Raw genomic sequence first — 12,977 nt, 5'->3', positions numbered from 1 at the left:
CGACCGACCGGTTCCCGTCGGCTCAGGCGTGGATGTCCATCGCTTCGATCTGTTCCTGGTAGCGATTGCGGATAGTTACTTCCGTGACCTGGGCGACGTCGGCGACCTCGCGCTGGGTCTTCTTCTCGTTGCAGAGGAGGGAGGCGGCGTAGATGGCGGCGGCGGCGAACCCCGTCGGCGACTTCCCCGACAGCAGGCCCTCTTCGGCCGTCGTGTCGATGATCTCCGCGGCCTTCGACTGGACCTCCTTCGAGAGCCCGAGTTCGGAGCAGAAGCGCGGGACGTACTTCGTCGGATCGACCGGTCTCATCTCCAGCCCGAGTTCCTGCGAGATGTATCGATAGGTCCGACCGATCTCCTTCCGCTCGACGCGGGAGACTTCCGCGATCTCCTCGAGCGACCGGGGGATCCCCTCCTTGCGGCAGGCGGCGTACAGGGCGCTCGTGGCGACGCCCTCGATCGAGCGGCCGCGAATGAGGTCCTCGTTGAGCGCACGCCGGTAGATCACGGAGGCGACCTCGCGGACCGACCGCGGCACCCCCAGCGCGCTCGCCATTCGGTCGATCTCCGAGAGCGCGAACTGCAGGTTGCGCTCGCCCGCGTCTTTGGTTCGAATGCGTTCTTGCCACTTGCGCAGGCGGTGCATCTGCGAGCGCTTCTCCGAGGAGAGTGACCGCCCGTACGCGTCCTTGTCCTTCCAGTCGATCGTCGTCGTGAGCCCCTTGTCGTGCATCGTCTTCGTCGTCGGCGCGCCGACGCGGGACTTCGACTGGCGTTCGGAGTGGTTGAACGCCCGCCACTCCGGGCCCCGGTCGATCTGCTGTTCGTCCTCGATGACGATACCCGTCGGCTCGTGGATGAGTTCGCCGTCCGCCGTCCGGACGACCTCGTCGGAGTCGACGTCGTCGAGGTCGACATCGTCGACGTCGTCTGTGGTCTCCGCCGCGTCGTCACCCTGCCATCGTCGATCCGTGTCGCGCTCCCGCTGACGGGTGGGCCGTGTCATTACATTTTTGTGTTCCATTTGCGCTGACACTTAAGCCTACGGGCGAGACGCCCACCGGGTCGGGGGGAAGTCGAGAGCGAACGGTCTTAACGCCCGGCGTCCGAAGCCCGGACGATGCCGAGTGTCGAGTGTGACCCGGACGAGGCGCGACGGCGGCTCGAGGCCGCGGGCGTCGACGTCGAAGCCGGGAACACCGAGTACGAACGGTGGCGAGCGGCGCGTGACGGCGCGGTCGCCGTCGCCTACGACGACAAGGTGGTCGTGCAGGGAGCGACGCCGGTCGACCTCCTCGCACTGCTACGAGAGAGTGGTGGACGAGCACACGTCTACTTCGACGGGGCCAGCCGGGGGAACCCGGGGCCGGCGGCGATCGGGTACGCCCTCGTCACGAGCGACGGGATCGTCGCCGAGGGGGGCGAACGGATCGACGAGACGACCAACAACCGCGCGGAGTACGAGGCGCTGATCCGCGCGCTGGAGGTCGCCCGCGACCACGGCTTCGACGAGGTGGACGTCCGGGGGGACTCCGAACTCGTGGTCAAGCAGGTACGGGGGGAGTGGAACGTCAACGACCCCGGCCTGCGCGAACGGCGCGTCACCGCGCTGGAACTCCTCTCGGGGTTCGACCGGTGGTCGCTCGAGCACGTCCCGCGGGAAATAAACGATCGCGCCGACACGCTCGCGAACGAGGCGTTCGACGATGGCTGACGGACCTCCCGACCAACTGATCGACGAGGCCGAGCGACTGACGCGACTCGCCCGCGACGTCCCCGACCAGGGCGAGGCGGCAGCACACAGACGGCGGCGCGACGAACTCCTGTCGGAGCACGGCTACATCGCCCGCTACCGCGAGGCCGACGACACCCTGGTGTTGAATCCGGCGGAGTGGTTCGAGGACGGTGTCGCCCGGACAGAGCGGATGGACGACCTCTCCCGCGCCGTCGAACTCCCGCTCTCGGACGCGGGCGCGGACGACGAGTGGCGGGACGTCGAGTCACACAACGCCGACGTAGTCGAGCGCGTCGACGCGCACCATGGCCCGGTCCACGCGGCGAACGTCCGAGCGTTCGCGGACTTCATGGGGAACCACTACACGCGGCGGGTCGAGACGGCGTCGAGGCGCGAACTCCGGGAGTTCCTCGACGAGTACTACCCCAGGAACGCCTGGCCGACTGACGCGCAGAAAACGGTGGTCGAGGAGTCGCTGCGACTCCTGTTCGAGACGGTCGACGCCGAGTTGCCCGACTACAGGTGACCGTCGATCAGTTCGCGGATCTCGTCCGCGCGTTCGTCGCCCGTGACGAACTTCGAGAGCATCCAGTTGAAGCGGTCCAGAACCGTCTGGTGGCCCTTCTCCGTCAGCTCGTACTGGTTCGTGCGCTTGTCGAGCTCGCTCTTGTCGACGAGCCCCATCTCGACGAGGTCGTCGAGGTTGGGGTACAGGCGCCCGTGGTTGACTTCGGTGCCGTAGTAATCCTCGAGGTGGCGCTTGATGGCCAGCCCGTACATGGGCTCCTCCGCGAGGATGACGAGGATATTCTGTTGGAACGCGGTCAGATCGCGCGCCATGCCAGATTCGGTGCCTAAGGATTGTGCCTCTGACATAGCTCCAGAAATGTCACCGGGGTATTTAACACTTCGCATACCATTATTTCTTTCAATAAGCTCAGACATAATATATGGTTCAGAGAATCACGCAATAGTGTCGAGACCGGTCGTACGGCTCGAATTCAACGAATAGTGATCATCTACATCACGTGTGACGGACTCCGACAGTCATCCGCTACTGCTCAGACAGGACTCTCCGGCGATGTACTCGAGAGTAACCGACGAATATTCCGTGATCATCGGATCGACCTATGTGCTGACACCTACCGGGTCGGGTGAGACCGACGGATTTTTGCGCCGGTCAACGGACGGGCACGTATGGTCAACCTCTGGGAGGAGATGGAAACCGGTCCGGACGCACCGGACGTCGTCTACGCCGTCGTCGAGTGTCTGAAAGGCGAACGGAACAAGTACGAGTACGACAAGGACGTCCCCGGCGTCGTCCTCGACCGGGTACTCCACTCGAACGTCCACTACCCCTCGGACTACGGCTTCATGCCGCGGACGTACTACGACGACGGCGATCCGTTCGACGTGCTCGTCCTCGTCGAGGATCAGACCTTCCCGGGCTGTATCATCGAGGCCCGCCCCGTCGCGTTGATGGGGATGGACGACGACGGCGAACAGGACGACAAGGTCATCGCGGTTCCCACCGAGGACCCCCGCTACGATCACGTCCAGGACGTCGACGACCTCACCGCGCAGACGAAAGCCGAGATCAGCGAGTTCTTCGAGACGTACAAGAACCTCGAGGAGGGCAAAGAGGTCGAGACGCTCGGGTGGGACGACGCCGCCACCGCGAAGGAGGCCATCGAACACGCGATGGATCTCTACGAGGAGAACTTCGCGTAACGCGACCGCCGGTCTCACGCTGTCGAGTCGCGAGTCACGGGCTTTTTCTCGCCGTCGGGAGAACCGACGTGTGTGCCCTCCCTCCGGACACCTCTCACCCGTCATCTCGGCCTCGACGTTCCGATCGTACAGGCTCCGATCGGGAGCGCGACCTCCCCCGAACTCGCCGCGGCCGTCTCCGAAGCGGGCGGGCTGGGAACGCTCGCCGTGACCTGGCGAGACCCCGACGCCGTCCCGGAGACGGTCGCCGCGACTCGCGAGCGGACCGATGGACCGGTGGGCACGAACGTCGTCGTCGATCCCGACGCCACGGCGACTCCCGCCGTCGAGCTCGTCGACGCGTGTCTCGCCGCCGACGTCGACGTGCTCTCGCTCTCGTTCGGGGACGCCTCGCCGCACGTCGACCGGGCTCACGACGCCGGCGTCGACGTGTGGCAGACCGTCGGGAGCGCGGCCGAGGCTCGAGAGGCCGCAGCCGCGGGTGTCGACGCCGTCGTCGCACAGGGTGCCGAGGCGGGTGGACACCTGCAGAGCGACGTCTCGACCATGGTGCTGGTCCCCCGCGTCGTCGACACCGTCGACGTGCCGGTGGTCGCCGCCGGAGGGATCGGTGACGGACGTGGGGTCGCCGCCGTCCTCGCGCTCGGTGCCGACGCCGCGTGGCTCGGGACGCGCTTCGTCGCCACCCGCGAGGCGAACGTCCACGAACGGTACCGCCGCCGCGTCGTCGACGCGGACGAGACGGACACCGTCTCCGGGGCGCCGTTCGATCGCGGGTGGTCCGGCGTCCCGCATCGCGTCCTCCAGAACGCCACGACAGACGCCTGGGAGGACGCGGGCCGACCACCGCGCGGGGACCGCCCGGGCGAGGACGATCTGATCGGCCGGGTCGGGAGGGCACCGGTCCGTCGCTACGAGGACTCGCTCGCGACGCCCGACGCGACCGGCGACGTGGCTGAGTTCCCGCTGTACGCAGGGCAGAGCAGCGGACTCGTCCGAACGGTGGAGCCAGCAGCATCGGTCGTCGACCGGCTCGCCACGGAGGCACGCGCAGCTCTCCGCACTGGCGCTCGGTGATCGAGAGCCGTCCGCCATACCCCACGGTTATCGAACGCGTCGCACCGCATGAATTATGCGCATGGGTAATTTTTTCTCGGTCGATCCCGAACGGTCGAGTGAGATGGCAGCCGAACGACCTCGTCTCGGCATGGATCACCCGACGGTCGTCCCGACGCCCGCACCGGAGCCGACCGACGAGGACGAATCGCACGAGCGAGACGTCTGAGCAGCCGTGTGCGGCCGAACTGCGCAGGAGGGCAATCCCTTTTACTGCCACGCCGTTATGCGCACGTAATGGCGAAGTGTGACGCGTGCGGCAGAGACGAGAACTTGCCGTACCAGTGTCGGCGCTGCGGAGAGACGTTCTGCGGCGAACACCGCCTGCCCGAGAACCACGGCTGCCCCGGGCTGAACGAGTGGAACGACCCCGCGGGCGTCTTCGAGAGCGACTTCGACGCCTCGGTAAACACGAAGGGCGGGCGGTCGAAGGGAGTGCTCGATCGCCTCACGTCGACTGGCGGCCCCCTCGGCTACTTCCGTGGGAACGTGAGCTACCTCGTCCTCGGGTTGATGTGGATCACGTTCGGGCTGCAGGTGTTCGTCTTCCCGTTCGTCCTCGGCTTCGGCCCCCGCACCGAGGTCTGGCAGGCGGTGTTCGTGCTCCGGCCAAACCACATCGAGTACGTCTGGACCTGGTTCACATCGATGTTCGCCCACGGCGGCTTCACGCACATCGCGTTCAACAGCATCGCGCTGTACTTCTTCGGCCCCGTCGTGGAGCGGTACCTCGACACGAAGCGCTTCACGGCGCTGTTCCTCGTGGCGGGCATCCTCGCCGGCCTCGCACAGGTCGGGACGACCCTCGTGACGACCGGCCCGTTCGGACCCGGCGTGGTGGGCGCGTCCGGCGCGATCATGGGCGTCCTCGGCGTGCTCACGGTCCTGAACCCGAACCTGAAGGTGTACCTCTACTTCATCATCCCCATGCCGCTGTGGGTGCTCACCTTCGGCTTCGCGGCGTTCAGCATCGTCGCCGGCTTCGGCGCTGCGAACGGCGTCGGTGCCCTGGGCGGGAACGTCGCCCACTTCGCCCACCTCGTTGGGCTCCTGGTGGGACTGGCGTACGGCGGCCGGGTGAAGGGGAAAGTGGGCGTCCCACAGTCGCTCCAGTTCGGTGGCGGTGGCGGCGGAGCAGGCCCCGGTCGCGGTCGCTTCTGACACCCGATGGAGCCGCGTTTTCCCCAGTACCTGCCCGACGCGACCGCCTCGCGAGCCGAGATGGAGGCGCTACAGCGGCGTGTCGCCGAGGCGGCGTCGTTCGTCGACGAGTTCACGTTCGACCCCGCTCGCGTCCGCATCTCGGGCGCGAACGCGGGTGAGGGCCAGACTGCACTCGACGGGACGTGGCGCTCGGAGCCTCCCGTCGTCGCCGGGGTCGACCAGGCGTTCCTCGACGACCGGGCGGTCAGCGCCGTCGTCTGCCTCCGTGACGGCGAGGTGATCGAGCGCGCCCACGCCGTCTCGGAGCTCTCGATCCCGTACATCCCCGGACTGCTGTCGTTCCGCGAGGGCGGTCCCATCGTCGACGCCCTCGCCGAGCTCGAGACGGATCCGGACCTCCTCGTCTTCGACGGGAGCGGCCGAATCCACTTCCGACAGGCCGGGCTGGCGACCCACATGGGCGTCGTCTTCGACCGGCCGAGCGTCGGGGTCGCCAAGTCGCTCCTGTGTGGGCGGTCCCGCGAGTCGGTCGACGGCAGACCCGAGGGGTGGCGCACGCCGATCCTCGCGGACGCAGACGTGGACGCCCCGGACGGGCGCGTCATCGGCTACGCGTTCCAGTCGCGCCAGTACGAGACGAGTCGGAAGATCAACCCGCTGTACGTCAGCCCCGGCCACCGCGTGTCGGCCGAGACCGCCGTCGACCTCGTCTCTCGCTGTTGTGCCGGCTACAAGCTCCCCGAACCGACCCGCCTCGCGGACGCGTACGCGGACGAAGTAAAAACGGAGTACGCCTGAGCCGAGACGGCGTACACCTGAGCCGAGACGGCGTACAGCCGAGCCAGCCGGATGCGACGGCGTACAGCCGACACGAGAGACCGGAGCGTCCTCCCGGAGAGAGGCGAAGACGAGGGCATCCGAGAGCCGTAGATGCGGATGCGGCGGACACGCCCGACTCACCGCAATCGGTGGCACTTAACTGTCCGCGTTCCGACGTACCGCCGTGCATCCGAAGACGGTTCTCATCACCGGTTGCTCGTCGGGGATCGGTCGTGCCACCGCCCGCGCCTTCCTCGACGAGGAGTGGGAGGTGTACGCCACTGCCCGCAACCCCGCGGACATCGAGACGCTGGGTGAGCGCGGCTGCGACATCTCCACGCTCGACGTGACGGACGACGACGACGTCGAGCGGGTCGTCTCGCGCATCGTCGACGAACACGGCCGCATCGATTGCCTGGTCAACAACGCCGGCTACGCGCAGTTCGGCCCCGTCGAGGACGTCCCCACCGAGAAGGTCCACCGGCAGTTCGACGTCAACGTCTACGGTCCCCACCGGCTGACGCGAGCGGTCCTCCCGCATATGCGCGAGCAGGAGGAGGGGACGATCGTCAACGTCTCCAGCGCCGCCGGGCGTCTCTCGTTCCCCGGCGGCGGCGTCTACTGCGGCTCGAAGTTCGCCCTCGAGGCGATGAGCGACGCGCTCCGTGTCGAGGTCGACGACCTGGGCATCGACGTCGTCCTCGTCGAGCCCGGGCCGGTCGACACGTCGTTCCAGGACCGTGCCGCCGAGGAGGTCGACAACGGCCTCGACCGGTCGGAGGCGTACGCGTCGTTCTACAAGGCGTTCGACGACGCCGACGCGGTCAGCGGCGGCGGCTTCTGGGAGGAGTCGCCCGAGCGGGTCGCCGAGGACATCGTCAACGCGGCCTCGGCGACCAAGCCCGCCGCGCGCTACCCCGTCGGGACCGTCGCCCGGATCGCCGTGCTCGGTCGGTTCGTCCCCGACGCCCTCCGCGACAAGGCGTTCGGTCTCGTCCGAAAGCTCTCCTGAGCGTCCGCGACGCGGCCGGCCGCAGGAGTGTCACGCCGCACTCCCGGTGGACGCCGCTGGCGGCGACGTGCGTCGAGACGGGGGATCGAACACGAGGGGACGAGGCGCGACGACAGAGCGTCCCGGCGTACCGGGTGGGAATCGCAACCGGGACGCTGCCGCGTGTCGTTTTAGTGCGACGGGCTGTTAGCTTGCGCTATGGATCTCAGTCGGAACATGTCCACGGCCGACCGAGTGGTTCGCGGCGTCGGGGGGATCTGGTTGCTCGCGATGGCTGTCGGCGCGCTCCTCGACCGAAGGGACGTCGTGGCCGCGGTGACGGGGATCGCGGGACTGGGCCTCCTGTCGAACTCGCTGACCGGTCACTGTGGGGGGAACGCGCTGCTCGGGATCGACACCTCGTCCAGTGAGGAGTGATCGCGGCTCCGAAAGCGTCGCTGTGGGCGCCAACGCGACGAGTCGCTCGCCGGGAGGGTCGAACGCCTGCCGCTCGAGAGTCAGAACACGTCGTCCGTGTGGTTCACCTGTCCTGCCGCCGTCACCGCAGACAGGCCGCGACAACCCGCAGCGCGGCCTCGCCCTGCACCTCGTCAGCGAGGAGCGGAACGCGCTTGACGTCGTGTCCACGAAAGAGGTCCATCGCCTCCGAGAGCGCCGCCTGCTGGACCTTCCAGCGACGCTGACAGAACTCGCAGTGGTCGAGGTCGGGCGAGACGACCCAGGAGGGGTCGACGTCGGTAGCGACCTCCGCCAGATCCTCCATCACCTGGTTGACGACGACCGTCTGGACCGGGATGCCGAACTCGTCCAGCCGTCGGATCAGGCGCTCCGACTCGAGAACGCTCATCTTCTCGGGCACCAGCACGACGCGGAAGTCCGTCTTCGCGGGATCGCGGAGCACCGCTCGCAACCGTTCGATCCGGTCGGCCAGCTCTTCCAGGTCGGCCATCGGGCGGTCGCTGTCGACCGACCCACCGAACATGCCTTTGATGCCGTCCATCAGCCCGGAGAACTGTTCGCGCATTCGGAGGAGCCGGCCCGCCATCGAGTCCATCACCTCGGGGAGTTCCAGGAGTCGAAGGGTGTGCCCCGTCGGGGCCGTGTCGACGACGACGCGGTCGAAGCGTGGGTCGTCGAGATATTCGAGCAGCTGCTGCATCGCCGCGGCCTCGTCCGCGCCGGGCATCGGCCCGCTCAGCGGCGAGTCCCCCCCGAAGAGGTCGCCGAGACCGCCCATCGCCCCACCCATCGGACCACCCTCGCCAGCGCCGCCCGTGAACGGGTTGCCGCCCGCGTCGGAATCGGGGCCAGTGAAGGGGTTCTCGTCGCTCCCGGCGACACCTCCCGGTCCAGCCGTCGCCCCCGTCGGTTCGTCGTCACCCCCGTCGCCCGTGCCGAAGCCCGGATCGAACTCGCCGCCGGCAAACGGCCCCTGTGCGACGCTATCGGGATCGATCTCGGCGGCGTACAGCGGCATATCGTCGCGGATCTGCGTCGGATGCGGCGGGATGTCGACCTCCAGCGTATCCGACAGCGAGTGAGCCGGGTCGGTCGAGACGACGAGCGTCGGCGTCCCCGCGGCCGCCGACGACAGCCCCGTCGCCGCCGCCATCGTCGTCTTGCCGACGCCGCCCTTCCCCCCGTAGAGGACGTACTCCGGGGCGTCGACGCCGACCGGGAGGTCGGCCTCCGAATCCTCGATCGTGCCCGTCTCGACCTCGATCGCGTCGCCCTCGCCGTGGACGTGTGTCTCCTCGGCGTCCTCGTCGTCGACGGAGTCGACCGGTTCGACGTCGATGTTCGTCATACGCGTTCTCGTCAGTGGAGCCTTGTGTACTCGTCGGTCTCGGGGTCGTTCTGTGGCGAGAGGAGACAGAGCTATATCGAGAGATGACATGTGTCCACGAGTGTCGGCTCTATGTCAACTGCATCGGGGGGAGATGGCGGATCGCTCCGGGTCGGGCTCGACGACAGAGCGTCGTCGGCCGATTCGTTGAATTTTGCTCCGTACGTCACGGCCCTCCGTCAGTTCCTTCTCCACGCGAGTCCGCCCCTGACCGTCTCGATCGAGGGGGAGTGGGGAGCTGGGAAGTCCTCGTTCATGTGTCAGCTCAGAGAGCGGCTCGAGGCGGACGGACACGTCACGGTCGAGTTCAACCCGTGGCGTCACCAGTCGGAAGAGGCACTCTGGGCGGCGTTCATGCTCACGTTTATCACCCAGGTGTCGGGGAGGCTCACCGTACGGGATCGGTTTCTCGCCAGGCTAACCCTCCTCTGGGTTCGGTCACGGACGCAGTGGAAGCGGGTGCTACTCCGGGTGAGCGTGACGCTCTTGATCTACGCCCTGGCTGTCTCGGCCGTCGGCGTGCTCGGTTCGATCGTTGGGGCGAGTCGAATACAGACGTTCCTCGGTACGATCGGAGTGACGGCCGTCTCCGGGGCCGCGTTTCTCGTCTGGATCAATCGGAACGTCGTCGGGAGGACGGAAGCGGAGATTCGGTCACAACTCTCGACAGAACCATACGAGGACCGTGTCTCGTTCGTCGAACGGTTCCACGACGACTTCGAGCAGCTGTTAGACGCGTACGTTGGGACGGACGACCGAGGGCGAGATCGGCGGGTGTTCGTCTTCGTCGACGACCTCGATCGGTGTGAACTGTCGAAGATCCCGGATCTCATGGAAGCGGTTCATCTCATGCTCTCTGACGACTCGCGACTCGTGTTCCTCATCGGGATGGACAGGCAGAAAGTGGCCGCTGCGATCGCGGCAAAACACAGGGAAGTGCTGTCGTCCCTCGACGCGGACGGGGACGATGGCTTCGACATCGACTACGGAAACCGGTATCTCGAGAAGTTCATTCAGATCCCCTTCGACGTCCCGAAGACCACCGAGGCGGATATCGACGAGTTCGTCCGGACGGTCGCCGTCACCCACCCCACCGCGGACGGTCAGGCTGGCTCCGGGCACCAGTCGTGGATCGCCGGCGCCCTGGGGGAGTTCTGCCGGACACCGACCGAAACCGCCGCCCCGGTCTCGCTGGCCGTGTCGGGCTGTTCGCCCGATCGACTCGTGGCAGTGACGGAACTCGTTGCACGAAGCCTCGATCACAACCCCCGACAGCTCAAACGGTTCCTGAACCTGTACACCCTCAGTGCGATCCTCGAGGAACGAATGAACGCGTCCAGGGATCGATCGACGGTCCAGTCGGACGAGCGCGTGGTCCCGCCCGACTCGTCACCGGAACACGGCGAGACGGATCCGTCCGATCCCACACCGGAGCAGATCGGGAAGTTCGCGGTCATTCCGCTCCGCTGGCCCCGACTTCACGCCGAGATACAGCGGAATCCGGGACTGCTCCCCGCGCTGACGCTCGTTGCATACCAGCGAGAGTTCTGGAAGGCGTACCACGAGGCGTGCAAGGGCGACGACACCGATCGGTCCGGAGACAGGCCGAACGGCGAGACCGATTCGGGTGGCCGCGCCGCCGTCTATCGGAAGATCACCGATCGTGTCGCCCGACAGACTGCGGCGGTTCCCGCGGACGATGTACGGACCCTGCTCGATCTCCTCGTCGCGGGAGTGTACGAGGACGAAGGCTCGAGCGCCTCCCTGGAGACTCGGGTCGAGCGGTTCGAGACGCTCGTCGAGGAGTATCACGACGACGCGGACCGGGGAATCGAAGAGTTCTTTACGAACGTCGGGCCGGTACAGATCGAACGAGCGATCGGAGGGAACTCGGACTACAGCCTGGCGAACGTGAAGACCGTCAGGTCGTTGCTGGGCACCTCACCCCGGACCGCGGCGGTGAGCGAAGAGCAGTACGAACAGCTCCGTAGATACGAGGAGGAGATCGACGAGAACCCAAACGCGGCGTGGATCCGGATCGACTACGCGAACCTGCTGTCCGAGCTCGGGAAGGTGGTCGAGGCCGAAGCGCAGTACGTCGAAGCACTCGGCATCCCCGACAGCTCACAGCGCGCCCGAAAGAACTACATTGCGTTCCTCGTCGACCGGGGCAAACACGACGAGGCGGACGAGCAGTACCGGAACGCTCTCGACCGGAACCCCGACGATCTCTGGCTCCGTGTCAAGTACATCGAGTTCCTCCTCGACCGAGATCGTCACAGCGAGGCGGACGAACAGTATCGGAGGGCTCTCGACCGAAGCCCCGACGATCCCTGGCTCCGTTCCAAATATATCGAGTTCCTCGTCGATCGGAGCCGACACGACGAGGCGGACGAGCAGTACCGCGAGGCTCTCGACAGCGATCCCGAGCGCTTCCGATCCGAGTACATCGAGTTCCTCGTCGACTTGGGTCGGCTCGACGACGCCGAAACGCAACACGAGATCGCCTGCGAGCAGAATCCGGACGATCCGTGGTGTCGGAGGTCTTACGCGAGGTTCCTCGCTGACCAGGGACGCACCGACGAGGCCGACAGGGAGTATCGGACCGCGCTGGAACTCGCTCCCGACGATTCGGATGCACGCGCCACCTACGCGGAGTTCCTTCACAGCTGTGAGCGGTACGACCAGGTCGAAACACAGTACCAGGCCGCACTGGAGCTCGCTCCAGATGCCGTACAGATCCGACGACGCTACGCGGCGTACCTCTACGAACGGGAACGGTACGACCAGGCCGAAACACAGTACCAGGCCGCACTGGAGCTCGATCCGGCCAATCGGGTTCTCGTCGCAAGCTACGCGGGACTCCTCTTAGAGCGGGGAAACCACGGCGAGGCCGACGAACTGTATCAGACGGCCCTCGACCACGATCCGGACAATCAGTTCCTCTGGATCGACCGCGCGGACTCCCTCGTCGAGCAGGGCCGCTACGACGACGCCGACGAGGTGTACCGGACTGCCATCGACCGTCATCCGGACTCGCTACGGATTCACAGGAGCTACGCGGAGTTCCTGGCAGACCGAGAGCGCGGCGACGAGGCCGAAGACCAGTACCGAATCGCCGCCGAACTCGGGCCCGACGAACCGTGGCTCCGAGTCAGCTACGCCGAGTTTCTCGTCGGACAGGATCGACCCGACGATGCCGACGAACAGTACCGGGCCGCTCTCGAACATCACCCCGAGAATCCGTTTCTCCGGACCGGGTACGCGGTGTTCCTGATGGAGCAGAACAGGCTGGACGACGCCGAGATCCAGCTCAAGAAGGCGATAGCGCTCCGGCCAGAAGAGGCGAGCACACTCGACGCGTACGCGACGCTCCTGCACCGACGGGGCGACGTCGAGGGAGCCGAAGAACAGTATCAGAGAGCGCTCGATCTCGGTCCGGTGCCGGAGATCGTACGGAGCTACGCCGAGTTCCTCGTGGAACGGGGCCGCGACGAAGCGGCAGCGGAACTCCACGAGAAGGCCCGCGAACTCGAATCGGCCTGAGCTCCCGG

Annotated in this window: 12 protein-coding genes; 9 read left to right on the top strand and 3 right to left on the bottom strand. The window is 66.7% G+C overall.

The genetic code is table 11. The annotated features are described in order from the left end of the window. Positions 1 to 22 precede the first annotated feature (22 nt). Positions 23 to 1,006 carry a transcription initiation factor IIB gene (locus tag FZP69_RS06785; protein ID WP_152040577.1) on the bottom strand — a complete coding sequence of 328 codons (984 nt, stop codon included), beginning with the start codon at positions 1,004 to 1,006 and terminating at the stop codon, positions 23 to 25. Positions 1,007 to 1,120: 114 nt separating this feature from the next. On the opposite strand from FZP69_RS06785, the gene rnhA reads away from it, so the two are divergent. Together rnhA and FZP69_RS06775 are read left to right on the top strand one after the other, a co-directional pair. Then, entirely contained in the window at positions 1,121 to 1,714 is a 594-nt protein-coding gene (gene rnhA / locus FZP69_RS06780; protein ID WP_152040576.1) for a ribonuclease HI, read from the top strand. Continuing rightward, complete coding sequence (locus FZP69_RS06775; RefSeq protein ID WP_152040575.1) at positions 1,707 to 2,261, top strand: DUF7108 family protein; 555 nt, start codon at positions 1,707 to 1,709, stop codon at positions 2,259 to 2,261. The genes rnhA and FZP69_RS06775 overlap by 8 nt, the downstream gene beginning before the upstream one ends. Here FZP69_RS06775 and FZP69_RS06770 read toward each other — a convergent pair. Beyond that, positions 2,252 to 2,611, bottom strand: a complete 360-nt coding sequence (locus tag FZP69_RS06770; protein ID WP_152040574.1) for a PadR family transcriptional regulator — start codon at positions 2,609 to 2,611, stop codon at positions 2,252 to 2,254. The genes FZP69_RS06775 and FZP69_RS06770 overlap by 10 nt on opposite strands. 321 nt (positions 2,612 to 2,932) lie before the next feature. On the opposite strand from FZP69_RS06770, the gene FZP69_RS06765 reads away from it, so the two are divergent. The 6 genes from FZP69_RS06765 to FZP69_RS06740 all read left to right on the top strand — a co-directional run bounded on the left by FZP69_RS06765 (position 2,933) and on the right by FZP69_RS06740 (position 7,994). Next, a complete protein-coding gene (locus tag FZP69_RS06765; RefSeq protein ID WP_152040573.1) occupies positions 2,933 to 3,466 on the top strand; it encodes an inorganic diphosphatase in 534 nt (177 codons plus the stop codon). 72 nt (positions 3,467 to 3,538) lie between these two features. Further along, a complete protein-coding gene (locus tag FZP69_RS06760) occupies positions 3,539 to 4,543 on the top strand; it encodes an NAD(P)H-dependent flavin oxidoreductase (RefSeq protein WP_152040572.1) in 1,005 nt (334 codons plus the stop codon). Positions 4,544 to 4,819: 276 nt separating this feature from the next. After that, positions 4,820 to 5,743, top strand: a complete 924-nt coding sequence (locus FZP69_RS06755) for a rhomboid family intramembrane serine protease (protein WP_152040571.1) — start codon at positions 4,820 to 4,822, stop codon at positions 5,741 to 5,743. Positions 5,744 to 5,749: 6 nt separating this feature from the next. Further along, the gene (locus FZP69_RS06750; RefSeq protein WP_152040570.1) at positions 5,750 to 6,544 is read left to right on the top strand and encodes an endonuclease V; all 795 of its coding nucleotides are present in this window, start codon (positions 5,750 to 5,752) and stop codon (positions 6,542 to 6,544) included. Positions 6,545 to 6,749: 205 nt separating this feature from the next. Beyond that, complete coding sequence (locus tag FZP69_RS06745) at positions 6,750 to 7,577, top strand: SDR family oxidoreductase (RefSeq protein WP_152040569.1); 828 nt, start codon at positions 6,750 to 6,752, stop codon at positions 7,575 to 7,577. A 198-nt stretch (positions 7,578 to 7,775) separates the two neighbouring features. After that, positions 7,776 to 7,994, top strand: a complete 219-nt coding sequence (locus FZP69_RS06740; protein WP_152040568.1) for a YgaP family membrane protein — start codon at positions 7,776 to 7,778, stop codon at positions 7,992 to 7,994. A 121-nt stretch (positions 7,995 to 8,115) separates the two neighbouring features. Here the strand turns inward: FZP69_RS06740 and FZP69_RS06735 are convergent, their stop codons facing one another. Further along, a complete protein-coding gene (locus FZP69_RS06735) occupies positions 8,116 to 9,384 on the bottom strand; it encodes an ArsA family ATPase (protein ID WP_152040567.1) in 1,269 nt (422 codons plus the stop codon). Between the two features lie 111 nt (positions 9,385 to 9,495). Here FZP69_RS06735 and FZP69_RS06730 point away from each other — a divergent pair, with 111 nt between their 5' ends. Then, positions 9,496 to 12,969, top strand: a complete 3,474-nt coding sequence (locus FZP69_RS06730; RefSeq protein WP_152040566.1) for a tetratricopeptide repeat protein — start codon at positions 9,496 to 9,498, stop codon at positions 12,967 to 12,969. Positions 12,970 to 12,977 lie beyond the last annotated feature (8 nt).

The organism is Salinigranum salinum (assembly GCF_009176545.1).
Lineage (GTDB): Archaea > Halobacteriota > Halobacteria > Halobacteriales > Haloferacaceae > Salinigranum > Salinigranum salinum.
The sequence above is the reverse complement of the archived record's forward strand: the minus strand, read 5'-3'. Positions and strand labels throughout refer to the sequence as shown.

Bases quoted from the DNA above. Each gene is read 5' to 3' on its own strand.
- FZP69_RS06765 (WP_152040573.1), top strand. From the start codon at position 2,933: ATGGTCAACCTCTGGGAGGAGATGGAAACCGGTCCGGACGCACCGGAC.
- FZP69_RS06750 (WP_152040570.1), top strand. From the start codon at position 5,750: ATGGAGCCGCGTTTTCCCCAGTACCTGCCCGACGCGACCGCCTCGCGA.
- FZP69_RS06735 (WP_152040567.1), bottom strand. From the start codon at position 9,384: ATGACGAACATCGACGTCGAACCGGTCGACTCCGTCGACGACGAGGAC.
- FZP69_RS06770 (WP_152040574.1), bottom strand. From the start codon at position 2,611: ATGTCAGAGGCACAATCCTTAGGCACCGAATCTGGCATGGCGCGCGAT.
- FZP69_RS06775 (WP_152040575.1), top strand. From the start codon at position 1,707: ATGGCTGACGGACCTCCCGACCAACTGATCGACGAGGCCGAGCGACTG.
- FZP69_RS06755 (WP_152040571.1), top strand. From the start codon at position 4,820: ATGGCGAAGTGTGACGCGTGCGGCAGAGACGAGAACTTGCCGTACCAG.
- FZP69_RS06785 (WP_152040577.1), bottom strand. From the start codon at position 1,006: ATGACACGGCCCACCCGTCAGCGGGAGCGCGACACGGATCGACGATGG.
- FZP69_RS06740 (WP_152040568.1), top strand. From the start codon at position 7,776: ATGGATCTCAGTCGGAACATGTCCACGGCCGACCGAGTGGTTCGCGGC.
- FZP69_RS06730 (WP_152040566.1), top strand. From the start codon at position 9,496: ATGTCAACTGCATCGGGGGGAGATGGCGGATCGCTCCGGGTCGGGCTC.
- rnhA (WP_152040576.1), top strand. From the start codon at position 1,121: ATGCCGAGTGTCGAGTGTGACCCGGACGAGGCGCGACGGCGGCTCGAG.